The organism is Sphingopyxis sp. 113P3, assembly GCF_001278035.1.
Taxonomy (GTDB): Bacteria; Pseudomonadota; Alphaproteobacteria; order Sphingomonadales; family Sphingomonadaceae; genus Sphingopyxis.
Genome location: NZ_CP009452.1, coordinates 1,438,550 through 1,462,844, shown reverse-complemented (window position 1 = coordinate 1,462,844; position 24,295 = coordinate 1,438,550). Strand labels below are relative to the sequence as shown.

The window sequence follows — 24,295 nt, the reverse complement described above, 5'->3', positions numbered from 1 at the left end:
GCAATCCGGCACATTTCACGCCCGCCAGAACGGATGCCCCGGCAGTTCGGCACGGGGCACGCCGGGCGAGGGTCAGGCCGCAAGCGCTGCCTTCACCGCCGCCACCGCAGCATCGGCCGCGCTGCCATCGGGACCGCCGCCCTGCGCCATGTCAGGCCTTCCGCCGCCGCCCTGCCCGCCGAGCGCCGCCACCGCAGCGCGCACGAGCTCAACGGCATTGTGGCTTCCGGTCGCATCGTCGGTCACCCCGACCGCGACCGACGCACGCCCATCGTTTACCGCCACGAGCATCGCTACGCCGCTTCCGACCTGCTTCTTCAGCCCGTCAACCGTGCCGCGCAGCTCCTTGGGATCGAGCCCGTCGACGACCTGCGCGAGAAAGGCAGTGTCGCCCACCCTTTCGACCGCCGGGCCGCCCGCGGTGCCGGCGCCGCCGCCCATCGCGAGCGCCTTCTTCGCCTCGGCGAGTTCACGCTCGGCCTTCTTGAGTTGTTCGGCAAGCGCCGTCACCCGCGCTGGCACATCGTCGGGCGAGGTCTTGAGCGCGGCCGCGGCCGCCTTCAGCGCCTCGTCGCGGCTGGTAAGCCACGTGCGCGCGGCTTCGCCGGTCAGCGCCTCAATACGCCGCACCCCCGAAGAGACCGCGGATTCGCTGACGATCTTGAACAGCGCGATATCACCGAGGGCGCGAACATGGGTGCCGCCGCACAGCTCGACCGAATAGCTTTTGTCATCGGCCTTGCCCATGCTCAGCACGCGCACTTCGTCGCCATATTTTTCGCCGAAGAGCGCCATCGCGCCCGCCGCGATCGCATCGTCGGGTGTCATGAGCCGCGTCGTCACCGGTTCATTGGCGCGGATCTGCGCGTTCACGTCGGCCTCGATCTGCGCGATCTCTTCGGCACTCAGCGCCTTGGGATGCGAAAAGTCGAAGCGGAAGCGATCCTCCGCTACCAGGCTGCCCTTCTGCGTCACATGTCCACCGAGGCGGTTGCGGAGCGCTGCGTGCAGCAGGTGCGTCGCGCTATGGTTGGCGCGAATGCGATCGCGCCGCTCGGCATCGACGGTGAGCTGGACCGTATCGCCGACCTTCAGCGTCCCTGCCTCAAGCTTCGCCTGGTGCGTGTGCAGGCGGCCGAGCGGCTTGCCGGTGTCGCGGACAAGGGCCCTTGCACCCTCGAGCGTCGCGATCGTCCCCGCATCGCCCATCTGGCCGCCGCTTTCGCCGTAAAAGGGCGTCTGGTTGGTGAGCACGACGACCTCATCGCCCGCCACCGCTGCCTCGACGGGCTTGCCGTCCTTGACGAGTGCGATCACCGTGCCCTCGCCTGCGGTTGCGGCGTAGCCCGTGAACTCAGTGCTGCCATTCGCTTCGGCAAGATCGAACCAGATTTCGTCCGATGCCTTTTCGCCACTACCCTTCCATGCTGCGCGTGCCGCGGCCTTCTGCTGCGCCATTGCCGCGTCGAAGCCTTCCCGATCGACTGCAATCCCCTGCGTGCGCAGCGCGTCCTCGGTAAGATCATAGGGAAAGCCGTAGGTGTCATAGAGCTTGAAGGCGACATCGCCCGGGAGCGTCGCGCCCTCGCCCATCCCCACCGTTGCTTCGTCAAGCAGGCGCAGCCCCTTGTCGAGCGTCTGGCGGAACTTGGTTTCCTCGCGCTCGAGCGTCTCGGCGATCAGCGGCTGCGCGCGGATCAGCTCGGGATAGGCGGCGCCCATCTCGGCGGTCAGCGCGGGCAAGAGCCGGTACATCAGCGGGTCCTTGGCGCCGAGAAGGTGTGCGTGGCGCATCGCACGGCGCATGATCCGGCGCAGAACATAGCCGCGCCCCTCGTTCGAGGGCAGAACGCCGTCGGCGACGAGGAAACTCGACGCCCGCAAATGGTCGGCGATGACACGGTGGCTCGCCTTGTGCGCCTCATCGGCGGCGACGCCGGTCAGCTCGACCGAGGCCGCGATCAGCGCCTTGAATGTATCGGTGTCATAATTGTCGTGGACGCCCTGGAGCACCGCGGCGATCCGTTCGAGCCCCATGCCCGTGTCGATGCTCGGCCGCGGGAGATCGACGCGCTCGCCCCCGGGCAGCTGCTCATATTGCATGAACACGAGGTTCCAGATCTCGACGAAGCGGTCACCATCTTCTTCGGGCGATCCCGGCGGACCGCCCCAGATATGGTCGCCATGATCGTAGAAAATCTCGCTGCACGGCCCGCACGGGCCGGTGTCGCCCATCGACCAGAAATTATCGCTTGTCGGGATTCGGATGATCCGGCTTTCAGGCAGTCCCGAAATCTTGCGCCAGAGGTCGAACGCCTCGTCATCGGTGTGATAGACGGTCGCCGTCAGCTTTTCCGCGGGCAGGCCCCACGTCTTGGTGATCAGCGTCCAGGCATGATGGATCGCCTGTTCCTTGAAATAGTCGCCGAAGGAGAAATTCCCCAGCATCTCGAAGAAGGTGTGATGCCGCGCAGTAAATCCCACATTGTCGAGATCATTGTGCTTTCCCCCCGCGCGCACGCATTTCTGCGATGAGGTCGCGGTGCTGTAGGGCCGCTTCTCAAGTCCCGTGAAGACATTCTTGAACGGCACCATGCCCGCGTTGACGAACATCAACGTCGGATCATTGTGCGGCACCAGCGGTGCCGACGGCTCGATATGATGGCCCGCCCCCCCGAAATAGTCGAGGAAAGAGCGGCGAATGTCGTTGGTCGATGTCATGCGCGCGATCTAGTGCGGGACGGCGGGTTTCTCAAGCACAACGCGCAGCCCCTCATCGCTGGCAAAGGCCATCAAGCTCGTCCGCCGTCAGTCCTTGCTGCTCGACAAGCGCGCTCGAGATAAATTGGACGTCATATTGCGAGATCCGATATTCGTTGGCGCGCACGCGGTGCACCAAAATGCCCCCGCAGGTTCCCTCGATACCCGGATGATCATCGATCACCGAGAAATAGGCATAAGCTCCCGGATAGGCCGTTTCCGGCGGATTGTTCACCCACAGCCTGAATTGCGGGCTCAGCGCTCCCCCGCTCCCTGTGCGATGCTGCATGGCGGCCCTGCGCAGACCGTCCCAGTCCGCCTGCGTCAGCTCGACAAGCGGGTCCATCATCGCGATGCCCGCCGCATCTCCCCGCTCAAGCAGATCGAGAAAGCGCGTGACAAATGCACGCGCGCCCGCGGTATCCTCGTCGCTCGCTTTCCAGTCAGCAGCTACCGGCTTGTAGGGATCAGTCGAGCGGTCGAAGCAGATGAAATTCTGCTTCAGATTCTCGATCAGAATCACGTTGCGAGCGGTGTCGACCCGGGTGTCGAATTGATGGCGCCCGAAGCGGACCCCCTGCGCCCCGCAGCGCTCGGCCGCGACGTCCTTGATCCGCTCCATCACGCCGCCGATGCTCGCGGAATCGAAAGTGCCGATTTCGGCCGTATAGCCCTGCTCCGGCACGGCCTTGATCGCGATGCCGGGCTCGCCCGCCGCTGCGAACAGCAATGCCAATGCGACAAGTCCCATAATCCCCCGGATGACAGGCCCGCGCTTCGCCGCGATAGTGCAAAGGTCAACCGCGCCGCGCAAGCAGGATTTATCGCAGCGCTTCTAAAAGGCCGTCGCGATCCCCTTGCCCAGATAGCAGGGCAATTGGCGAAGAATGTCCGCCTTGGGCACGCCGTCCTCGATCATGTCGGGTGGTATCTCCGAGACGTCGGTGCGCACGACGGTAAAGGGCGCGGCGGGCTCGGCGCGGTGTACAACGACATAGCCGCAATCCATCGTCCCGTCGGCGCGGTCGCCGCGGAAATCGAACGCGGCATAGATGCCGCGCGGCTCGCCCGGGGGGTCGAGATACCAGCTAAGCCGGACGAAGCGAAGCGTCCCGTCTGCCCAAAGCGCGCCGCGCTTGCGCAGGTTCATCTCCCATTCCAGCCTGGGGCTCGCGGCCTGCAGCGACAGCCGCAGCATGGCGTAGGCCGCGTCATAATCGCGGCCCGCAAGCGCCAACACATAGGCGGCGAACCGATCGATTGCGCCCTCCTCGTCCGTGCCGGAAGGCTGGAAGGTTGCGCCTTTTGGTGCGACGACCTCGCGCTCGACCTCGGGTCCGACCACCGGCGGCGCGGCAAGCGCGGACCCCGCAAGGGCGAGCAGACCCGCCGCGATCGCGAGCCTGCGAACGAAAAGCCGCGGCTCAGTAGCCATAGTAGGCCCCGCCCTTGTCGCGCGCGCGCCGCCAGGCGGGGCGGTCGTGACACATGTTCACGAACCCGGCGAGCTTCGGATAGCGCGGCGCGAGCCCCTGCATGACCGCGATCTCGGCGGGAAAGCTCAGCATGATGTCCGCTGCCGACAGCGCGTCGCCGAGGAAATGGCCGCTCGGGCCGAGCCGGCTTTCCATATATTCGAAATGCGATTCGAGCTGCTGTGTGATCCTGGCCTCGAGCGGCGCTGCGGCTGCGCCGAGCCGCGCTGTGTAGACGCGCAGGAGGATCGGCGTCATCGCCGATCCTTCGGCAAAATGCATCCATTCAAGGTGACGAACATGGTCTTCGGTGCCGCGCTCGGGGACCAGCGCGCCGCCCCCGTGGCGCCCGCAAAGATATTCGACAATCGCCCCCGATTCGATGATCACCCGCCCGTCGTCCTCGATCACCGGTGACTTGCCAAGCGGATGCACGGCGAGCAGCTCTGCCGGCGCGAGATTGGTTTCAGGATCGCGGTCGTAGAAGCGTATCTCATAAGGCGCGCCGATTTCCTCGAGGAGCCACAAGATGCGTTGCGACCGACTGTTGTTGAGATGGTGAACGATCAGGCTCATCGCGCTTTCCTTCCAGCCGCCAGGTTGGCCAAGATTGGAGTGCCCCCGCAGGAAAGGGAAGATAATTCGTGGAAGGGAGAGCCAAGCTTTTTTTCGGCATGCGCCGTCAGCGGTGTGCCCGCGCCCTTTTGTCATCGGCTTTGCAGGCGAGAAAAGCGCATCGCGTCCGGATCCAGTCAGGTACGCGGACTATTGGAAGATCACAAAATGAGCGCTGATCGGCCGATGCCGGCAACGCGCATGCTGCGCACCGATGTCATAGCCGTTAACATAGCGATGTTGGAGCGATCAACGGCGGGCGGGCCGACCTGCGAGAGGGGGAGGCAGGTTCAAGGGAAATGGCCCGCCGCCGTCGGCCGGCCGGTCAAAGAGGGGCGCGACCGGCCGGATGGCAAGGCATCAGGGTCGCCGCGCGACCCCGATGCCCTTAGATATCGTCGCCCTCGTCGTCGGGCCCCGCCATCATTTCCTCGGCCACCGCATCGGTACGGCCGCGGATTGCGGTTTCGAGCCGCTCCATCAGTTCGGGATTCTCGGTGAGGAAATTCTTCGCATTTTCCCGGCCCTGCCCGATCCGGATCGAATCATAGCTGAACCAGGCGCCCGATTTCTCGACCAGCCCGGCCTTGACGCCGAGGTCGAGGATCTCGCCGATCTTCGAAATGCCCTGCCCGTACATGATATCGAATTCGACCTGCTTGAACGGCGGCGCGACCTTGTTCTTGACCACCTTCACGCGCGTCGTGTTGCCGACGATCTCGTCGCGGTCCTTGATCTGGCCGGTACGGCGAATGTCGAGGCGAACCGAGGCATAGAATTTGAGCGCATTGCCGCCCGTCGTCGTCTCGGGATTGCCATACATCACCCCGATCTTCATGCGCAGCTGGTTGATGAAAATCACCATGCAGCGCGAGCGGCTGATCGAACCGGTGAGCTTGCGCAGACTCTGCGACATGAGACGCGCCTGCAGCCCGACATGGCTGTCGCCCATCTCGCCCTCGATCTCGGCGCGCGGCACCAGCGCGGCGACCGAGTCGACGACGAGCACGTCGATCGCGTTCGAGCGCACGAGCGTGTCGACGATCTCGAGCGCCTGCTCGCCGGTGTCGGGCTGCGAGACGATCAGTTCATCGATGTCGACGCCCAGCTTCTTCGCATAGACGGGGTCGAGCGCATGTTCGGCATCGACAAAGGCCGCGGTGCCGCCCGTCTTCTGGGCTTCAGCGATGCAGTGCAGCGCCAGCGTGGTCTTGCCCGAGCTTTCGGGACCGTAAATTTCGATGACCCGGCCGCGCGGCAAGCCGCCGACCCCCAGCGCGATGTCGAGCCCGAGCGATCCGGTGGAGATCGCCTCGACCTGCATCGCCTCCTTTGAGCCCAGCTTCATCACCGAGCCTTTGCCGAAAGCGCGGTCGATCTGCGCCAATGCGGCGTCGAGCGCCTTCTGCCTATCCGTTCCGTTCACTGATTTCCCCGATTCGACGAGTGACAATTGTCCGGCCATAACCGCACCTTTCCTGCTCTAAAGCGAAGGCAGTAGCATCGCAACGCCTGACCCATGTACGTCATTTGTTCTCAAAGAACAAGACGGGAACATGCAAGGAGCAGTCTATTCCTCAAAAAAATCGTTCAGCACCGCCTCGATCTCGCTGAGTCGAAACGGCTTTGAGACGAGCTTGCGGTGTGCATGCGCGGGCGGAATGATATCGCCGCCGCCCGAGGTGAAGGCAAAGGGAATGCCGCGTTCAGCAAGGGCGTCCGCGACAGGCCAACCCTTGGTCTCGCCCAGGTTGATGTCGATGAGTGCCGCTGCAACCGGCCGCGTCTCGATAAGGTCGAGCGCGTCCGGGACCGCGGCTGCCTGCGCCGGCTCGGGAAAGCCGAGCGCCTCGAACATGTCGACCAGCATCATGCCGATCAGCACGTCATCCTCGACCAGCAGAATGAGGCGGTTATCCGTCATGCGATGCCCGGTGCGCGGCCTCGTCCAGCGCGGCCGAGGTCGCCTCGGCAAGCTGAGCGACCGAGAAGGGCTTGGGCAGGAAATTCACGCGGTCGATATCGATCGACTGGCGCAGCTGTTCCTCGGCATAGCCCGACATGAAGAGTACCGGAAGATCGGGCCGCTTTGCGCGCATCGTGCGCACCATCGCGGGGCCGTCCATTACCGGCATCACCACATCGCTGATCACGAGGTCGATCCTGTCCATCGCTGCAAATCTTTCCAGTCCCTCTTCGCCCTGCGCCGCGGTGACGACGGTATAACCCGCGCGGGCCAGCGCGCGTTCCGCGACCGCGCGCACCATGTCCTCGTCTTCGACAAGCAGGATGGTCCCGGTGCCCCATTGGCTCTTGCGCGGCTTGACCGCCGGCGTCACCGGGGCGGCAGCGCCGCTTTCGCTTTGATGCACGGGAAGATAGATGGTGAAGCTCGTCCCCTGCCCCGGCTTGCTGTCGGCAAAGATGAAGCCCGCCGATTGCTTGATGATGCCGTAGACAGTGGAAAGTCCAAGGCCTGTGCCCTTCCCCACATCCTTGGTGGTGAAAAAGGGCTCGAAGATCTTGGGCAGCACATCGGCCGGAATGCCGGTGCCGGTATCGCTGACCTTCAGCGCACTGTAGTCGGCGGGCGGCATGATCTCGCTGCCCATTTGCCGGACCTCTGCTGCGGCAACCGGATAGGTCTCGATCGTCAGCGTGCCGCCGCCAGGCATGGCGTCGCGCGCATTGACCGCGAGGTTGATGATCACCTGCTCAAGCTGGCCAGGATCGGCACGCACCGCGCCGAGGCCGCGGCCGTGATGAACCGACAGCTGCACCGTCTCGCCGATCAGCCGTTTGAGCAGGTGCGAGACTTCCGAGATGACATCGGGAAGCTGCAAGATCTGGGGGCGAAGCGTCTGCTGGCGCGAGAAGGCAAGCAATTGCCGAGTGAGGCTCGCCGCGCGGTTTGCGTTGCTGCGGATCTGCTGGATATCGTCATAGTCGCTGTCGCCGGGCGTGTGCCGCATCAGCATCAGATCGCAGGCACCAAGGACGGCAGTAAGGATATTGTTGAAGTCGTGCGCGACGCCGCCTGCGAGTTGACCCACCGCCTGCATCTTGGACTGCTGCGCGACCTGGCGTTTGAGGCGTGATTCCTCGCTTGAGTCCTTCAGGCTCAGCATTACCGCCGCCTCGCCCAGCCCGCGCACTCCGACCACGCGCATCGACACAGGCTCATCGCCCTGTCCTGCAAGCCGGATCGACAGGTCGCCGCCGACCTGCTGCCCGCTGCTGTGCCGGCGGATCATGTCGGCAAGCGGCCCCTTGTCTTCTGCTACCACCAGATCGCCGGGATAGCGGGGCATCCTGCCATCGCCGATCCCCGCGGCGCGGACAAAGGCGCGATTCATGTACAAGAAGCGCCCGTCGCGATCGACCATGGCGAGCCCGAAGGGCAGCAGCGACAGCAGCGTCTCGACGTAGGTCTGCGCGGTGCCGCGGTCGGCGGGACCGATCTCTTCGTCGATAAGCGCGAGCAGCATTGGCCCGCCCGCCTCGGCGGACGCCAGCGGAATCTGGATCATCCGCACCGGCGTCGGACGGTCGCCCTCGCGGGCAAAATAGAGCGCGCCGGCGTCGTCCAGACGCAGCATCGCCGCAGCGTCGCGTCCAGCATAATGTGCACGGTCGACCTCGCCGAGAGCGCGAAGCAAGAAGGCCTCGTTTGCCGCGCGCAGCCGCCCCTCGGCGCTCACGAGCGCCGCCATCACGCCCGCCTGGCCGAGCGTGCGTCCTGCCGGACCGTCGAGATGGCGGGCAATTTCCGACGCGAGGTCGAGCCGCTCGTGCGCCGAAAAGCGCCAGACCAGGTAATCTTCGGCCTGGCCGGTCCGCGTGACCTGCGCGCGCAGCTGCAACCCGCCAACGGCAATCTCGTCGGCGCGGCCCTCGCCGTCGCGCCAGGCCGCGCGCCCTGCATTTTTGAGCAGGTCCGCGCCGCGGCCTTCAAGCGGCAGCCCTGGCGGAGTGACAAAGCCACCCATCCAGGTGGCGAACAGGTCGTTGGCGCAGACCATCCGGCCCGCGCGATCGGTCACGGCAATCGCGACATCGTCGTGCGCGACCGCCTGGCGCAGCATCGTCCAGTCAGGAGGCGGCGCCTCGCCCGCTGCGGCCGCCGGGAAAAGCCGGCGCGCGAGGATCATGCCGCCACCCGCAAGAGCGATCCCTGCGACGAACCCCGCCGCGAGCACCGTATCGCGCGTTGCCCAGAAGAGAAGCGCGACCGACAATAGCGCAAGGCCGGCGAGCAACCCTGCGTCGGTGCGCGACAAGCGCCGAGGCGATGCCGCGGCGAGAGCCGCCCCCCTGCCGATATCGGCATCAGCGGAAGGCAGGCTCTTCGCGGTCAATTCTTGGCTTCCCCTATTGGCGCATTACCAGATGCGGACACGATCCTCGGGCGCCAGATAAAGCTTCTGGCCCTCCTTGACGCCATAGGCCTTATACCAGGGATCAAGGTTGCGCGAGACCCAAGTCCGCTGGATCGAAGGCGAATGCGGATCGGTGGTGATGCGCTGCGACAGATTCTGTTCGCGATAATTGCGCCGCCATACCTGCGCCCATCCAAGGAAGAAGCGCTGGTCACCGGTCATCCCGTCGATCACCGGCGCTTCCTTGCCGCCAAGCGATTTCTTGTAGGCATCATAGGCAATCGTAAGTCCCGCAAGATCGCCAATATTTTCGCCCAGGGTGAAGGTGCCGTCGAGATGCTCGCCAGGCAGAACCTCATAGGCGTCATATTGCGCGACCAACGCCTTGCCGGCGGCCTCGAAGGCTGCGACGTCCTCCGGCGTCCACCAGTCGGCGAGCTTGCCGGTCTCGTCATATTTCGCGCCCTGATCGTCAAAATGGTGGCTGATCTCGTGGCCGATTACCGCGCCGATGCCGCCGTAATTGATCGCCGGATCGGCATGAGGATCAAAGAAGGGCGGCTGCAGGATCGCGGCCGGGAAAACGATCTCGTTCATGCTGAAATTGGCATAGGCATTGACCGTCATCGGGGTCATCGCCCATTCCCAGCGTCGGATCGGGCCGCCGAGACGGCTGATATTGTCATCGTGCGCGAACTGGTTTGCTCGCAGCGCATTGCCGAACAGGTCGTCGGCCCGGATCTCCAGCTTGCTATAGTCCTTCCACTTGTCAGGATAGCCGATCTTGGTGGTGAAATTCGCAAGCTTCGCGCGGGCGCGGACCTTGGTTTGGGGCTGCATCCAGGTCAGATTGTCAATGCGGTCGCCGAGCGCTGCGATGACATTCTTGACCAGCTTGTCCATTTCGGCCTTGGTTTCGGGCGTGAAGTATTTCGCGACATAATCCTGTCCGACCGCCTCGCCCATATTGTTCGTCGTGAAATCGACCGCGCGCTTCCAGCGCTCCTGCATTTCGGGCGTGCCCGAGAGCGCGGTACCGTAAAAAGCGAAGGCCTCCTTCGCGACGGCGTCGGGCAGTACATCCGAGAAGCTGTCGAGGCTGCGGACAAGCAGCAGGTCGCGGATGACGTCGATCGGCGCATCGGCAATCAGCTTCGCCTCGCCCGTGAACGCGCTCGGCTGCGCGATGAGGAGCGAATCCTCTTCGACCCCTACGCCGCGAATGAAGGTCGCCCAGTCGAAGCCGGGGGCGGCCTTGGCGAGTTCGGCGATCGTCATCTTGTTGTAGATTTTGACCGCATCGCTGCTGTCATTCTTGTCCCAGTGGACAGCGGCGATCTGCTTTTCGAAGTCGTAGATCGCCTGCGCGCGTGCGGCGGCATTCGCCTCGCCCGCCAGTGTCAGAACATTCTGCAGATGCTGAAGATAGGCGGCCTGCAGCTTGGTGTTGCGCTCGCCATCCTTGAGATAAAAATCGCGGTCGGGCATGCCGATACCGCCCTGATAGAGCGAATAGATATAGACGTCGGGATTCTTGTCGTCCTGGCCGACATAGCCGCCGAAAAAGTGCTGGACGCCATTGCGATCAGCCTCGGCGAGCAGCTTTGCGAGCCCTGCCTTGTCGACGCTGCGCACCTTGGCAAGCCACGGTTCGATCGGCGCAAGCCCCTTCGCCTCGACTGTCGCGGCGTCCAGATAGGAGGCGTAGGCACGTCCGATCATGCTGTCCGGATTGCTCTTTGCCGCCTCGAGGATGTCCTGCGTACGCTTTTGCGAGAGATCGGCAAGCGCAGTGAACATGCCGTAATTCGACTTGTCGGCGGGAATTGCGGTGTTCTTGGCCCAGGTGCCGTTGGCATAGGCATAAAAATCGTCGCCCGGCAGAACCGTCGTGTCCATGCCCGAGGCGTCAAAGCCGTAGGTGCCGATTTCGGGCCTGGCGGACGCTTTGGCCTCGGCGCTGGTAGTTTTTTCCTTGGCCGCGAGCAGCGCCGCCGGCGCACCCAGGAAAAGGGCGCCGAGCGCCGCCGTCGCGAGCAAGCGCGAAGAAAATTGCGGACGAGTCATGATTTTCCCCAGTTTCATTAACTAAGCAGGATCGCACCGCGCGGACGCGCGGTGCGGGCTGATGATGCGATAGCTATAGCCCGGCCGAGGGGCGGTTCAACCGGCCCGCGTGTCGCTCGTCGACGCCTCAAGTCGTTTGTCGCGTGCCAGCGCCAGCTTGCGCCGCCAGCGAAGCCGGATCCAATTGTCCCAGATCAGCGTCGCGAGCACGTAGCCGACAGCGGCCGACACGGCCGAAATCACGAAGAGGCCTGCTATCAGCGCGGGCGCGGCGTCCGACAAGAGCCAGCGCAGCCATTGCGCAGCCGTCGCCCCCTCCTCGATCATAACCGAGAAGGTCGCGACATTGGCGTGGAGCCCGAACATGCGATCGCCAAGCCACACCGATGCGGCGATGATGAACGGTGTCGTCACCGGGTTCGACAAGAAGGTCATCGCAGCGCCGATCGGGATATTGGCTCGAAAGGGCAAGGCGAGCAGCGCGACGCCCAATATCTGCACGCCGGGGATCAGAAAAAAGATGCCTACAAAAAGGCCGAGTGCGGTTCCGCGCGGCACCGACGTGCGCGTGAACCGCCACAAATGGCTGTGCGCCACGCGATGCGCGAACGGCCTCACGAAGCGGCTCGCCAGCAATTCCTCGCGCGTCGGAGAATTGCGGCGGATCCAGTTCATCACCGCCGCCTTGTCGCGGACCTTGGGGTCGCGAGGTGCGTTGCCGCTCATCCGCGCTCCTTCATCAATCTTTGCTTGTCGCGCTTCCAGTCGCGTTCCTTGATCGATTCGCGCTTGTCGTGCGCCTTCTTGCCCTTGGCGAGCGCGAGTTCGACCTTGGCGCGGCCGCGACTGTTGAAATAGACCGACAAGGGCACGAGCGTCATGCCCTGCCGCATCACGCCTGCATGCAGCTTGTTGATCTCCCGCCCGTTGAGAAGAAGCTTGCGCGGCCGCCGCGGCTCATGGTTGAAGCGGTTGCCGTGGCTGAACTCGGGAATGTTGGCGTTGATCAGCCACACCTCCCCGCCCGTCACCTCGGCATAGCTTTCCGCGATCGTACCCTCACCAAAGCGCAGCGACTTGACCTCGGTGCCTTGCAGCGCGATTCCCGCCTCGAACACCTGCTCGATGGAATAGTCGAAGCGCGCGCGCCGGTTCTCGGCAACGACCTTCTTCTTGTCGAATTCGGCGGCGGACTGCGGACGGGCCATCGGAAAACCTAGAGAACTCCGGCCGCTGCGAGCGCGGCGTCGACCTCGGCGCGCGCGGCGGGTGACGCGGGGATGATGGGGAGGCGCACTTCAGGATCGAACCAATCGTGCACGCGCGACAGCGCATATTTGACGGGCGCCGGCGAGGCGTCGGAGAACATCGCCTTGTGCAGCGTAAACAGCCTGTCGTGGAGTGTCAGCGCGCGCGCCCAGTCGCCCGCGCCGCACGCTGCGGCGAAGTCGGCGCAGAGCCGCGGCGCGACATTGGCGGTGACCGAGATGCAGCCGGCCCCGCCCATCACCGCGTGCGGCAGCCAGAGATCGTCGTTGCCGCTGAGCTGGCAGAACCCCTCTCTTGCCTTGGCGCGGTGGATGGTCACGCGGGCAAGCTCGCCGCTCGCATCCTTGACTGCGACGATGTTGGGGATCTCGCTAAGCGTGCACATCGTCTCGGCGCTGATGTCGGTCACCGTGCGCCCGGGAACATTATAGACCACGATCGGAAGGTCAGTTGCTTCGGCGAGCGCCTTGAAATGCGCGAGAAGCCCCTCCTGCGTCGGCCGGTTGTAATAAGGCGCAACGACGAGCGCCGCGTCGGCGCCCGCGGCCTGTGCGTGGCGCATGTGGCGGATCGCGGTCGCGGTATCGTTCGATCCGCAGCCGGCGATCACCGGGACGCGCCCCGCCGCCGCTTCGATGCAGCAATCGATCACCCGGTAATGCTCGTCAAAGCCCAGTGTCGGGCTCTCGCCCGTCGTGCCGCAAGGCACCAGTGCGCTCGTTCCCGCATCGATCTGCCAGTCGATCAGCCGTTTGAACGCAGGCGCATCGAACGCCCCATCTCGAAATGGCGTTACCAAGGCGGGAATCGACCCCGAAAACATGCACCGCTCCTTTACAAAATCAGGCCGCACCCGTTACAAAACGATCGGCGCGCCGCCTAATGAACGCCTATTCAGCGCGCTGCAAGGAGTTTGCCACTATCATGCCGGGCATGTCCTATCTGTCCTCGATTTCCCGCCTCGCCATCACGGCCGCCCTCTTCATCCCCGGTGTCGCCTGCGCAGGCGAACTGACGCCGGAGCAGATGAACTGGTATCGCGCGCAGATGGGGCTCGCGTCGGTGTCTGCGAGCCCGCCAACCACCACCAATTCGGTCGGCGATGCGGTGCTCGAATGGCGCCGCCTGACCCAGGACAGCAATGCCTCCTTTGACCGGTTGTCGCGCTTCCTGATGGCGAACCGCGGCTGGCCCGACGCTGACAAGATGCGCGTACGCGCCGAAAAGGCGATCGCGATCGACAGCTTCGACCCGGCGCGAACCCTTGCCTATTTCCAGGCCTTTCCGCCCAAGACGCCGAGCGGGGAGCTGCGCATGGCGCTCGCGCTCAACGCTTCGGGGCGCCGCGAGGAGGCCAATGCTGCCGTACGCCGCGCCTGGAGTGGCGGCTCGCTCACACAGGACGAGGTCAACCGCGTGCTGACCTTTTTCCCGGGCGCGCTGACGACAGCCGATCATGACGCACGGATGGAGCGATTGCTCTGGTCGAACGACACCGGCGCTGCAGCGCGCCAGCTTGCCTATACCTCGCCGAACAGGCGGGCGGTCTATTCCGCGCGCCTCGCAATGCGCAGCGGCGCGGTCGACGCGGCGTTGCAGGCCTCGGCGGTCGAGGCGGCGAACCCGTCGATCCTTCGCACCGACCCCGGCTATATCACCGCCAAGGCCACATGGCTTCGCCGCTCGGGCCGCGACGGGGAAGCGCGGGCTCTTCTGGCCGGTCCGCGCGCGCTTGCGAGCGCACCGCTCGACGCGGAAGAATGGCTGGAGACCTTGCTGACCAATGCTCGCCTCGCGAGCGCGGGGGGCGACAAGGCGACCGCCTACCGCATCGCGAAGCAGATCGACGACGCTCTGCCCGCGGGCGCGGTGATCCGCGAACAGCCGCTCGGCGTGCGCGACGACTACACGTCGCTCGCCTGGCTTGCAGGCGAGCTCGCATTCAAGCATCTCAATCGCCCCGCCGAGGCGGTGCGCCTCTACCGCGCCTATGGCGATGCGGCCCGTTCCGCGCAGACGCGCACGAAGGGCTATTACTGGGCCGGGCGCGCAGCGCTTGCGGCAGGCGACACCGAGACCGCCAATGCCTATTTTGCAGACGCGGCGCAGCATTATGATCAATTTTATGGCCAGCTCGCGCTCGAACGCCTCGGCCGCCCGCAGCCGCGTCCGGCGCCCACTCCGAGCATCCAGGTCTCGCCGGCCGAAAAGGCCGCGTTCGAGGATGACCGCCTTGTTCGCGCAGCCCGCGCGCTCGGCGAGATCGGAGCCTGGCGCGAACAGTCGCTCTTCCTTCGCGCCCTTGCGCAAAAAGCGACCTCGCCGGCCGATCATGTCCTCGCAGGCCAGCTCGCGTCGCAGATCGGGCGGCCCGACCTTGGCGTGATGATCGGCCGCAGCGCGCAGGCGAACAGCCTCGACGCGGTCGAGGTTTCGGGCTTTCCGACCGTACGGGTTCCCGCAGGGCACGAAAGCAACTGGACGTTCATCCATGCGATCACCCGGCAGGAAAGCCAGTTCGATCGGGCAGCGATCAGTCATGCCGGTGCGCGCGGCATGATGCAGCTGATGCCCGGCACGGCGCGCGAAGTGGCGGGCAAGCTCGGCCTTAGCTATGACGCGGGGTCGCTGACCACCGACACCAATTACAACATGACCCTGGGCTCGACCTACTTCCAGCAGATGCTCCGCTATTTCGGCGGCAGCTATCCGCTCGCCGTCGCGGCCTATAATGCGGGGCCGGGCAATGTGAACAAATGGCTGCGCGCCAACGGCGATCCGCGCAGCGGCGCGATCAGCATCGTCGACTGGATCGAGGCGATCCCGATTTTCGAGACGCGCAACTATGTGCAGCGCGTGCTTGAAAATGCCGTGGTCTATGACACGCTGCGCGAGGGCGGCGGCACGCAGCCCAAAGCACCGCTCAGCTTCTACCTTGGCAAGTCGACGCCGGGCTAAGCGTTGGTGGCGGGGGAAAGGACAAATATCATCTCGCCTGCGGGATATGCCGCGCTGCGCGCCGAATATGATGCGCTGCTCGGCGAGGAACGCCCGAAGCTGGTCGAAGTCATCAGCTGGGCGGCGGGCAACGGCGATCGCAGCGAAAACGGCGATTATATCTATGGGCGCAAGCGCTTGCGCGAGATCGACCGGCGGCTCGCCTTCCTTGCGCGGCGAATGAAAGCGGCGCGGGTCGTCGACCCGGCAGCGCAGCCTGACAGGAGCCGCATCTGGTTCGGCGCACGCGTTGAACTGGCCGACGAAGACGACATGCGGAGGACCGTGACGCTGGTCGGCGATGACGAGGCCGACGCGGGGGCCGGCCGGATCGGCTGGAACAGCCCCCTTGCGCGCGCCCTGCGCGGCGCAGCGGTGGGCGAGCTGCGTACCGTCCAATTGCCCGCCGGTCCCAAGGAATGGGAAATCCTCTCGATCGCCTATCCCTGACCTCCTGTGATCATCGTCACAGCCGGGGGCGATGCGGCGCTATAAGAAGGACGCTTGCCATGGGCCGCGAGGGAGGGGGACAATGCGTTTTCTGCTGGCTTTTCCGGCCGCCGCCATGCTGGTGTGCAGCGCAGCGGCGGGATCCGCCTCGCGCTCCAGCGATGCCGAGATTGCCGCGAAACTGAAAGTGGGCGAAGAGGTTGAGGCGCGGATAAATGGGGATTTCAACGGTGATGGCGAGATCGATACCGCCTGGATTGCGGCGGGTCCCGATGGCCGCACCGTCCACGTCCACTTCGCGCTTCGCAAAGGGGCGGACCTGCATCATGTTCCCGCGGGGAGCTTTGCCTTGCCATCCGAACGCCTTGGTCCGGCCGATCTCTCGGTGAGCAAGGACGTGCTCGTGATAAGGGACCTCACCGGCGGAACGACGGCGCTCGCCGCCACATATCGCTTTCGCGGCGACGCTGCTGCGACGCGGATGCGCCTGATTGGCCTCGATGCGCGGCTTTACAGCCGCACGTTCGCGCATGACGGCGCGAAAATGAGCTGGAACCTACTCACCGGCGACCTAGTCACCGCGAGGCTGGAGCTCACGCGAAGCGGCGATGAAACGGCCTATCGGGAAGCCGGGACCAAACGCGTACGGCGGCCGATCGCCGTCGTCGACATGGAATCGACGCCCGACGCTGAATCCGAGCTCGCAGCGATGGTACCGTCAACCGGCTAATGTCAGCAGATCATGTCCGCAGCAAAGCGGGAATGATCCAGATCGCCGAAAGCACGATCACCACCGCCGTCAGCGATATCGCAAGGACATAGCGGACATTGTGGCCTTTGACCCCGCTCGAGGCCTCTTCGTCGGTGACTTCGACATGGTCTTCGACGACTCGCATATTTGTCTCCCTTTCTTGCAATCGAAACGCGCCGCGTCGCCAAGCGGTTCCGCCTGCAGCGGCGGGGAGAGATGCGCCAGAGGGTCTGTAAGCCGGGTTCTGTCCACCCCTTCTTGAGGGGATGGGCGATCATTCCTCTAGGCGAACGGTTACCCGAACGCTCAAGCAGTCAACCCGGACGGCGGGGCCGGAACCAGCCCTGGGACTAAACCCCTTGCCATCCCTATTCGACCTTGCTCCCGGTGGGGTTTGCCGTGCCGCGTCCGTTACCGTCCGCGCGGTGCGCTCTTACCGCACCCTTTCACCTTTCGCCGGGCCGAAGCCTTGGGCGGTCTCTTCTCTGTGGCACTTTCCCTGAACCCGCCCGAAGGCGGGTCCGCCGGACGTTATCCGGCACCGTGGTTTCCGTGGAGCCCGGACTTTCCTCCCCCTCGCTTGCGCGAAGCGGCGATCGCCCGACCCTCTGGCGCAGGGCAATATAGCATGAGCGCGAAAATTTGCGAGGGTGTGCTGACCCTCAATCCCCTTCGGGCTGGGGAAGCAGGAGAGCGAGCAAAATCGCGCGGCATTCGCCGTCGATCGTCCCGTCGATCAGTTCGGGACGGAAGCGCCGCTGGAAGGCAACTGTCGCGGCAAAACCGTCGGTCACGTCATAGCCGAAGCGCTCGAGCGCGAGGAGAAAGCCGGCGTCGGTCCACAAGGGATCGGTGAGCTTCTTGGTCGGACGCGGGAGCGCCAGCCGGCGCCGGGCAAGCTCCTCCCAGGGAAAAAGCTCGCCCGGATCCTGTTTGCGCGCCGGGGCGATGTCCGAGTGCCCCACGACATTGCCGCGAGTAATCGCATGGCGATCCTTGATCAGATGGACCAGCCGGACGACCGAGGCGACCTGCTCTTCAGGAAAGGGCACATAGCCCCATTCGTGGCCCGGATTGACGATCTCGATGCCGATACTTGCCGAGTTCACGTCGCTGATCCCGCGCCAGTGCGACCTGCCAGCGTGCCACGCGCGCTTTGCCTCGGGGACCATGAGCGTGATCTGCCCGTCCTCGCTGACGACATAATGCGCCGACACCTTCGATTGAGGATCAGCAAGCCGATCAATGGCTTCGGCTCCGGTTTTCATGCCGGTATAATGAAGGACGATCATCGAGATTGGCAGCGAGCGCTCGTCGAAATTCGGAGACCAGCGTTCGATAAAATCGTTCATGCCCATCGCTGCCCGCTTGCTGCCACCCTGTTGCCGCTTGCGCCAGTGGGGGTCAAATTGCAAGGTTCGCGCTTCGTCAGGCGGCGACGCGGCGCACCTGCTGGTCGGCGGGCTCGTAAAGGCCGCGCAGGCGCGGACTGGCGACAAACTGGTCGGTTTGTCCCAGAACCGTTTCCCCCGCTCCCAGGACGAGGAAGCTCTGCGGCGCCGCGACCGCGCGCAGCCGGGCAAAGGCCTTGAGACGCATGGGCGCTGCAAAATAAAGGAGCAGGTTGCGGCAGAAAATCAGATCGGCATGATGCGCGAGCGGCGGCCGGTCGACGAGCATGTTCTGCACGGAAAAATCAATGCGGCGCCGAAGATCCGCCTTTGCGAGCCAACCCGCCTCGGTCTGATCGAACCAGCGCACCATGCGCTGCACGGGAAGGCCACGCTGGATTTCGAACTGGGAATAGATCCCGACGCGCGCGCGCGAAATCGCATGGTAGCTGACATCGGTCCCGACGATCTGGATCTGCCACCCCGCCCAGCGCTCGGCCTGCTCCGCGAGCAGCATCGCCATCGAATAGGCTTCCTGTCCCGTCGAGACCCCGCAATGCCAGATGGTAAGCCGGCGCGTCAGCGAATTGACCTCGCGAACATGTTCGAGCGCCTTGGTAGCAATATCGTCGAACACGCTATGTTCGCGATAGAAAAATGTCTCGTTATTGAGCATTGCATCGACCGTGTCGTCGAGCAGGTGACGGCTTGTCGAGGTGACGAGCGCGGCGACGAGCGCATCAAGGTCGGCGATCCCGTGACGCTGCATCACCGGCTTCAATGACATTTCGATCCGCCAGATCCGGTTTGGTGACAAGGTTTGCCCGGTGCGCGATTCAAGAACGCCCATCAGCACGCGGTAGGCCGACTCGCTCGCGCTCCCCATCATGGCTTGTGTCCTGGAAGGAAACTGCCAAGCATCAGCGCGATCGCATCGGGGTTGAGCGTAGCTGCAGCGATTCCCGTCTTGCTCACCGCGCCTGGCATACCCCAGATCACGCAGCTTTCGGGCGCCTGCGCGAAGATTGTTCCGCCTGCAGCCTTGAGCCGTGCGGCGCCATTCGCGCCGTCGCGTCCCATGCCGCTCAGGACGATGCCAACGCCGCGCTTCCCGTATACCTCGGCGACCGAGGCGAACATCGGATCGGCCGAGGGGCAGCACCCATTTTCGCTCGGGTGACGATCGAGCGCGATTTCGCGGCGGCGGCCGTTCGCGACCACGACAAGATGCGCGTTGCCCGGAGCGAGATAGACATGCCCGCGCTCGACAATCATGCCCGCTGCCGCGACGCGCACCCGGCGCTGGGTCATCGTCGCGATCTGGCGCGCGTAAAATTCCATGAAAGCATCGGGCAGATGCTGGGTCAGAAGGATTGGCGCCGTGATGCGGCGATCAAGGTGCGCGATGAAATTTGCAAAGGCCGGAATCCCCCCGGTCGAGGCGGCGACGGCGATGCATTCAAGCGGCTGATCGGTGTCGAGCGCCATCACAGGCACCGGCGGCGCCGGCATTTGCTGCGGCCGCGGGATGACGGGCCCTGCGGGAGGCTGCTGCCCGAGCGTGACGATCCGCTCGGTCAGCACGTCGGCAAAGCGACCTGAAAAGCTCCCTCGCCCCGGTTTGGCGAGCGTGTCGCTCGCGCCGAGCGCGAGTGCGTCGATCGCGGCGGGGCCCCCCTCGTCGCAATTGGAGGACAGAATGAGAATCCGCGCGCCCTGCGCGCGCTCAAGGAGGTGCGGCAGCGCGTCAAGGCCGTTCATCCCCGGCATTTCGACGTCGAGCACGATAACATCGACGGGTTCCCTCGCAAGATAGGCAAGGGCGTCCTGCGCCGATGCAACCGAGGCGCAAATCTTGAGCTGCGGCCGCTGATCGACGATCCGTTCCAGAATGCTGCGCACGACCAGGCTGTCATCGACGAGCATCACACGCACGGTGCGCGCCGAGGGCAAGGGTGCCGCCTCGCGGCTGGAAAGGTCGAGCTGTGGCTGGCTCACTTTGGTCCTCAGGCGACGCCGACCAGCTGCAATTTTCCTTCGAGCGTCTCGCGATCGAACGGCTTCATCACATATTCGTCCGCGCCGGCCTCGATCGCCGCGCGAATATGATCGATGCTATTCTCGGTCGTGCAGAAAACGACGCGCGGCCGCTCGTCATGCCCGAAATCGAGATCGTTGAACGCCCCCAGAAATTCCATCCCGCTCATCACCGGCATGTTCCAGTCGAGCAGGATCACATCGGGACGGTTCGCACGGCAGAAAGTCAGCGCCTCCTGCCCGTCGGCCGCCTCCTCGACGGCGAACGCCATGCTTTCAAGGATATGACGCGCGACCTTGCGAATCACTTTGCTGTCATCGACGACCAGACAGGATTTCGACATTCTCATATTCCTCCGCCCCCGGGGTAGCGCACCTTGCTAACGCGAAGGGGTGTCCAGCCCGTTAATAAAAAGAATGTCATGCCGCGCTCGCAACGGGCAGCGTGACGAAATGGGCGGGATCGACAACGAGCAGCGACGCGCCCTCATGTTCGATCATCGCATCGGCCACGCGCGCCCAGCCGGGAAGCAGCTTTCCCGTGACGCGCGTCTCGGGCGCATCGATGAAGCAGACATCCTCGATCGCGTCGGCGAGCAGTGCATAGCCATGGTCGGCGACATCGACGACGATCACCCGCTGCCCCTCGACCGCCGTCACCGGTGCAAGCCCGACAACGACATGCGGGTCGATCAATGTGAAAACGCGGCTGCGCAGGGCAAAGAGCCCCGCGACATGCGGCGGGGCCGCGGGCACTTCAACCGGGGTTCCGACCGTCACCACCGAATGGATCGCGCGGCTGCGCAGCGCGACACGGGTGTCCGCGATTCGCGCGATGAGATAGAGTTTTTCCATCATGAACGGCCTCCCCCGATCCGGACGCGCAGCGCTTCAAGAAGCGCCTGACGATCGTAACGATAAACCGATTCATCGTCGGGCCCGGCGGCCGCAACCGCTGCCCGCAGGCGGATCACCGGCACACCGTCGGCGACTGGACCCTCCTCGTCCGAAAGCGACAAGAGCACGTCAGGCGCTCCCCCAGCGAGGGCATCGTCCGCCGAGGCGACCCGGTAGCCCGCGCCGCGCAGGATCGGCGCCAGGAAATTTTCACCCCAGCCGTCCGCATCGCCGGCTAGCTGGCACAGCGGCTGGCTCGGGCCCGCGGCGGCCTCGCCGAGCGCATATTGCTCCATCAGCCAGAAGGGATCGAGGAGTTCAACCGGTTCGCCCCCGACGAGGGTGACGCCCGCGATCAGCCCCGGGACCGCCGCGGGCTGGACGATATCGGGAAGCCGCACAATGTCGATCACGGCCTCGATCGGATAACAGAGCACCCGCTGCCCATCGTGAAGACGAAGCAGCTTCAGCATACCGGCGCCTTCGGGGAGCCGCCCGGCATGAACGGGGAAGATCTCGTCGCCGATCTGCGCGTGCACCGTTCCTGCGCTTTCAAAGAGCGCCAGCGCGGGAACCTCCTCGACGCGCTCGATGACCGAGAGGCGAACGCCGCGGACGCGCCCCCCCGTGTCGCGGAACAGAAGAAGCTGCGCAGCCTTGCGCGCCGCGACCGCTTCGGCCTCCACTTCCTCCGCTTCGTCATGGCTGCGCCCGGCCTCGGAAGCGTCGATCCCCGCAGCCGCGAGCAGTCCTTGCACGTCGAGCAGCAGGACTGGCCGGCCATTGTCGGGCAAGGTCGTGCCCGCATAAAGCCCGGTCGCCATGATCAGCGGCGCGGCGGGCTTGATCACAAGTTCCTCATGATCGTGGATCGCCGCGACGCTCAATGCATAGCTTTGTCCCTGTCCCGGCCGCACGATCACGATCGCGCGATCCTCGGCATCTTCGTCCGCCCCTGGCTTGAGACCCAATATCTCTTCGAGCCTCAGCAGCGGGAATTGCTCGCCGCGTACCGTCGCGAGTTCGCCCCCGCCGACGCGATCGATGCGCGCGCTGTCGCTGCTTTCGAGCAGGATTTCGCGGACAGCGCCTCGCGGAATGGCGAAATATTGACCTGCTGCGCGCACCATCAGCCCCGAGATGATGGTAAGCGTCATCGGGACCCGCAGGACGATCGCGAGCCCGCGCCCTTCGTCGTTGCGCAGCTCGACGACCCCGCCGATTTTCTCGAGGTTCGCCTTGACGATGTCCATGCCGACGCCGCGCCCCGAGATCGAGGTTATCTTGGCCGCGGTCGAAAAGCCTGGGCGGAAGATCAGTTCGAGCTTGTCCTTCACGCTGAGCGCACGGGCCTCGGTGGCGGTGACAATTCGCGCCGCGATGGCCTTGGCGACAAGCGCATCGGGCGAGAGGCCGCGCCCATCGTCGCGCACCTCGATCTCGATCTGGTTGCCCGACTGACGCGCGGAGACCGAAAGCGTTGCGATCACGCCCTTCCCGGCCGCGACGCGCTGGTCGAGCGGTTCGATGCCGTGATCGACCGCGTTGCGGACGATGTGAATCAGCGGATCGCGGATATTCTCCATCATCTCGCGGTCGAGCTCGACCTCGCCGCCGCTTGCGACGAACTTCACCTTTTTCCCGAGCTCCTGCGCGAGATCGCGGACGATGCGCGGGAGCGGCGCGAACAATTTGTCGATCCGTTGCATGCGCATCTGGCTGACTGACTGGCGCATCCCGGCGATCGAATCGGAGAGGCGGTCGAACGAGGCGATCAGGCGGGGGTCAGCCCCCGATTCACGCAGCATGCGGGCAAATTCATTGCGCGCGAGCACGATGTCGGTGACCCCTGTCATCACGCTGTCGAGCAGCGGCAGCGGAACTCTGATCGAGCGCCACGCCTGCAGTTCGGCAGCCAGATCGTCTTCGCGGCGCAGCTGGATTTCGACCGGTTCGGGCGATGCAGTCTCATCGGCGGCAAACGCGAGCGCCTCGATCACTTCGCCGTCATCGCCCGCGGGTTCGCCGTCGCCGGTGCCAAGCGCGCCGCACAATTGGGTCAGGCGATCGATGACCCCGAGAACCCCGGTGACGAGCGCCGCGTCAGCAGGCCGATTGCCGCGCCGCACCTGATCGAGCGCGTCCTCGGCCGCATGCGCAAGCGCAGTGACGCGCGGCAACGACAGGAATCCCGAGCTGCCCTTGATCGTGTGGACGAGGCGAAAAATGGCATCGAGCCGCTCACGGTCTCCGGGATCGGCCTCCCACGCAACGAGCGCACCGCCCGCCTCGGCGAGAATTTCGGCGGTTTCAGCCAGAAAGTCGTTCAGCAGATCGTCCATTGCGGTTCCGGTGCGCCCAAAATCGAGGCGCGACCATGCCGAACAATGGTTAACCCGCGTCCGCGCAGTACGGCGCCGACAAGGAGCGATGTCGGCGTCTCGCGCGCGAGCATAACCGTGCCGCCATTCTGCGCCGCGACGGCCTGCACCAGCACCGCAGGCGCCGTGCGCGAGGTCATCGCGCCGGCGCTCTCGCCTTCCGCGAGGATGCGCTCGACATCCTTGTCGACGAGGATGCGTTCGGCCTCGGCATGGAGTGCGATCTCGATGCCGTCTGCCTGCTTCTCGCAGCCTATGTCGAGCCGGCCGCCGCGCACCAGCGCGTCGACGAGAATCAACGCGAGGTTGAGGATGATCTTGACCGCAGGCTTGGGCAGCGGCTCGTCGCTGATCATCCAATTGAGGGTGATCGGCCGATCGGCCATGATCCCCTCGATCGCCGACCTCGCTTCAGCGGGCGGCACCGCCTCGCCAAAACCGCCTGCCGAACCGAAGGCAAGTCGGAAGAATTTCAGCTTGGCCGCCGATGTCCGCGCGCTCTGTTCGAGAAGCTCGAAGCAGCGCGCGCGCATGTCGGGGTCCTTTTCGTCGGCGAGCAGTTCGAGCCCGTTGGCGAAGGCCCCCACCGGGCTCAGCAGGTCATGGCAAAGCCGCGAGGCCAGCATGGACGCGAAATCGACGCGATCGTCGGTCATGGATGAAATGGCTCCCCAGCGCAGATCCGGATTTTTCCGGCCTGCCGGTCCCTAGGGCAAGCGCGGGCACGAGAGCAAGGGCGAACCCCCGCATCGGTTTGCATCGAGCAAGGACCGTCACCGGGCGCCCGAGACGAAGAGATCAGCGCACCGCCGATTCTTGAAATCCG

22 protein-coding genes and 1 other RNA gene are annotated in these 24,295 nt (G+C 64.8%); 3 read left to right on the top strand and 20 right to left on the bottom strand.

Annotated features, from left to right (window positions below; all coding sequences use genetic code 11):
* Nucleotides 1-72: 72 nt before the first annotated feature.
* The 11 genes from alaS to dapA form a co-directional block, all read right to left on the bottom strand.
* The gene (alaS, locus tag LH20_RS06975) at nt 73-2,721 is read right to left on the bottom strand and encodes an alanine--tRNA ligase (protein WP_053553586.1); all 2,649 of its coding nucleotides are present in this window, start codon (nt 2,719-2,721) and stop codon (nt 73-75) included.
* Nucleotides 2,722-2,773: 52 nt separating this feature from the next.
* Nucleotides 2,774-3,511 carry a hypothetical protein gene (locus LH20_RS06970; RefSeq protein WP_053553585.1) on the bottom strand — a complete coding sequence of 246 codons (738 nt, stop codon included), beginning with the start codon at nt 3,509-3,511 and terminating at the stop codon, nt 2,774-2,776.
* Between the two features lie 84 nt (nt 3,512-3,595).
* Complete coding sequence (locus LH20_RS06965; RefSeq protein ID WP_053553584.1) at nt 3,596-4,195, bottom strand: hypothetical protein; 600 nt, start codon at nt 4,193-4,195, stop codon at nt 3,596-3,598.
* Complete coding sequence (locus tag LH20_RS06960) at nt 4,185-4,811, bottom strand: glutathione S-transferase family protein (protein ID WP_053553583.1); 627 nt, start codon at nt 4,809-4,811, stop codon at nt 4,185-4,187. Before LH20_RS06960 ends, LH20_RS06965 begins: the two co-directional genes overlap by 11 nt.
* 427 nt (nt 4,812-5,238) lie before the next feature.
* Nucleotides 5,239-6,315 (bottom strand): recombinase RecA, encoded by a 1,077-nt coding sequence (gene recA / locus LH20_RS06955; protein WP_053553582.1) that lies wholly within the window; start codon nt 6,313-6,315, stop codon nt 5,239-5,241.
* Nucleotides 6,316-6,420: 105 nt separating this feature from the next.
* A complete protein-coding gene (locus tag LH20_RS06950; protein ID WP_053553581.1) occupies nt 6,421-6,774 on the bottom strand; it encodes a response regulator in 354 nt (117 codons plus the stop codon).
* A complete protein-coding gene (locus LH20_RS06945; protein WP_053556146.1) occupies nt 6,764-9,130 on the bottom strand; it encodes a hybrid sensor histidine kinase/response regulator in 2,367 nt (788 codons plus the stop codon). Before LH20_RS06945 ends, LH20_RS06950 begins: the two co-directional genes overlap by 11 nt.
* A gap of 102 nt (nt 9,131-9,232) precedes the next feature.
* Entirely contained in the window at nt 9,233-11,296 is a 2,064-nt protein-coding gene (locus LH20_RS06940) for a M13 family metallopeptidase (protein WP_053553580.1), read from the bottom strand.
* Nucleotides 11,297-11,392: 96 nt separating this feature from the next.
* A complete protein-coding gene (locus LH20_RS06935; RefSeq protein WP_083455335.1) occupies nt 11,393-12,022 on the bottom strand; it encodes a DUF2062 domain-containing protein in 630 nt (209 codons plus the stop codon).
* Nucleotides 12,019-12,504: an SsrA-binding protein SmpB gene (smpB, locus tag LH20_RS06930; protein ID WP_053553579.1), complete on the bottom strand. Its 486-nt coding sequence runs from the start codon at nt 12,502-12,504 to the stop codon at nt 12,019-12,021. Before smpB ends, LH20_RS06935 begins: the two co-directional genes overlap by 4 nt.
* An 8-nt stretch (nt 12,505-12,512) precedes the next feature.
* Nucleotides 12,513-13,388 (bottom strand): 4-hydroxy-tetrahydrodipicolinate synthase, encoded by an 876-nt coding sequence (gene dapA / locus LH20_RS06925; RefSeq protein WP_053553578.1) that lies wholly within the window; start codon nt 13,386-13,388, stop codon nt 12,513-12,515.
* Nucleotides 13,389-13,498: 110 nt separating this feature from the next.
* Here dapA and LH20_RS06920 point away from each other — a divergent pair, with 110 nt between their 5' ends.
* From LH20_RS06920 to LH20_RS06910, 3 genes are all read left to right on the top strand, one after another.
* Nucleotides 13,499-15,523, top strand: a complete 2,025-nt coding sequence (locus LH20_RS06920; protein ID WP_235527144.1) for a transglycosylase SLT domain-containing protein — start codon at nt 13,499-13,501, stop codon at nt 15,521-15,523.
* A 6-nt stretch (nt 15,524-15,529) separates the two neighbouring features.
* Nucleotides 15,530-16,012, top strand: a complete 483-nt coding sequence (gene greB, locus LH20_RS06915) for a transcription elongation factor GreB (protein WP_053553577.1) — start codon at nt 15,530-15,532, stop codon at nt 16,010-16,012.
* 82 nt (nt 16,013-16,094) lie between these two features.
* Nucleotides 16,095-16,742, top strand: coding sequence for a hypothetical protein (locus tag LH20_RS06910; protein WP_053553576.1), 648 nt, complete (start codon nt 16,095-16,097; stop codon nt 16,740-16,742).
* A 10-nt stretch (nt 16,743-16,752) separates the two neighbouring features.
* Here the strand turns inward: LH20_RS06910 and LH20_RS23730 are convergent, their stop codons facing one another.
* The 9 genes from LH20_RS23730 to LH20_RS06875 all read right to left on the bottom strand — a co-directional run bounded on the left by LH20_RS23730 (nt 16,753) and on the right by LH20_RS06875 (nt 24,125).
* Nucleotides 16,753-16,908 carry a hypothetical protein gene (locus LH20_RS23730; protein WP_200905445.1) on the bottom strand — a complete coding sequence of 52 codons (156 nt, stop codon included), beginning with the start codon at nt 16,906-16,908 and terminating at the stop codon, nt 16,753-16,755.
* A 72-nt stretch (nt 16,909-16,980) separates the two neighbouring features.
* An RNA gene (gene rnpB, locus LH20_RS21435) (RNase P RNA component class A) lies at nt 16,981-17,375 on the bottom strand.
* A gap of 50 nt (nt 17,376-17,425) precedes the next feature.
* On the bottom strand, nt 17,426-18,115 hold the full coding sequence (locus LH20_RS06905; RefSeq protein ID WP_053556143.1) for an N-acetylmuramoyl-L-alanine amidase: 690 nt from the start codon (nt 18,113-18,115) through the stop codon (nt 17,426-17,428).
* Nucleotides 18,116-18,191: 76 nt separating this feature from the next.
* Nucleotides 18,192-19,043 (bottom strand): CheR family methyltransferase, encoded by an 852-nt coding sequence (locus LH20_RS06900; protein WP_053553575.1) that lies wholly within the window; start codon nt 19,041-19,043, stop codon nt 18,192-18,194.
* Nucleotides 19,040-20,152 (bottom strand): chemotaxis-specific protein-glutamate methyltransferase CheB, encoded by a 1,113-nt coding sequence (cheB, locus tag LH20_RS06895; protein ID WP_053553574.1) that lies wholly within the window; start codon nt 20,150-20,152, stop codon nt 19,040-19,042. The genes LH20_RS06900 and cheB overlap by 4 nt, the downstream gene beginning before the upstream one ends.
* A gap of 8 nt (nt 20,153-20,160) precedes the next feature.
* Nucleotides 20,161-20,535 carry a response regulator gene (locus LH20_RS06890; protein WP_053553573.1) on the bottom strand — a complete coding sequence of 125 codons (375 nt, stop codon included), beginning with the start codon at nt 20,533-20,535 and terminating at the stop codon, nt 20,161-20,163.
* Nucleotides 20,536-20,611: 76 nt separating this feature from the next.
* Nucleotides 20,612-21,049 carry a chemotaxis protein CheW gene (locus LH20_RS06885; protein WP_053553572.1) on the bottom strand — a complete coding sequence of 146 codons (438 nt, stop codon included), beginning with the start codon at nt 21,047-21,049 and terminating at the stop codon, nt 20,612-20,614.
* A complete protein-coding gene (locus LH20_RS06880; protein ID WP_053553571.1) occupies nt 21,046-23,430 on the bottom strand; it encodes a chemotaxis protein CheA in 2,385 nt (794 codons plus the stop codon). The genes LH20_RS06885 and LH20_RS06880 overlap by 4 nt, the downstream gene beginning before the upstream one ends.
* Entirely contained in the window at nt 23,415-24,125 is a 711-nt protein-coding gene (locus LH20_RS06875) for a histidine phosphotransferase family protein (RefSeq protein ID WP_144423545.1), read from the bottom strand. Before LH20_RS06875 ends, LH20_RS06880 begins: the two co-directional genes overlap by 16 nt.
* Nucleotides 24,126-24,295: the final 170 nt, after the last annotated feature.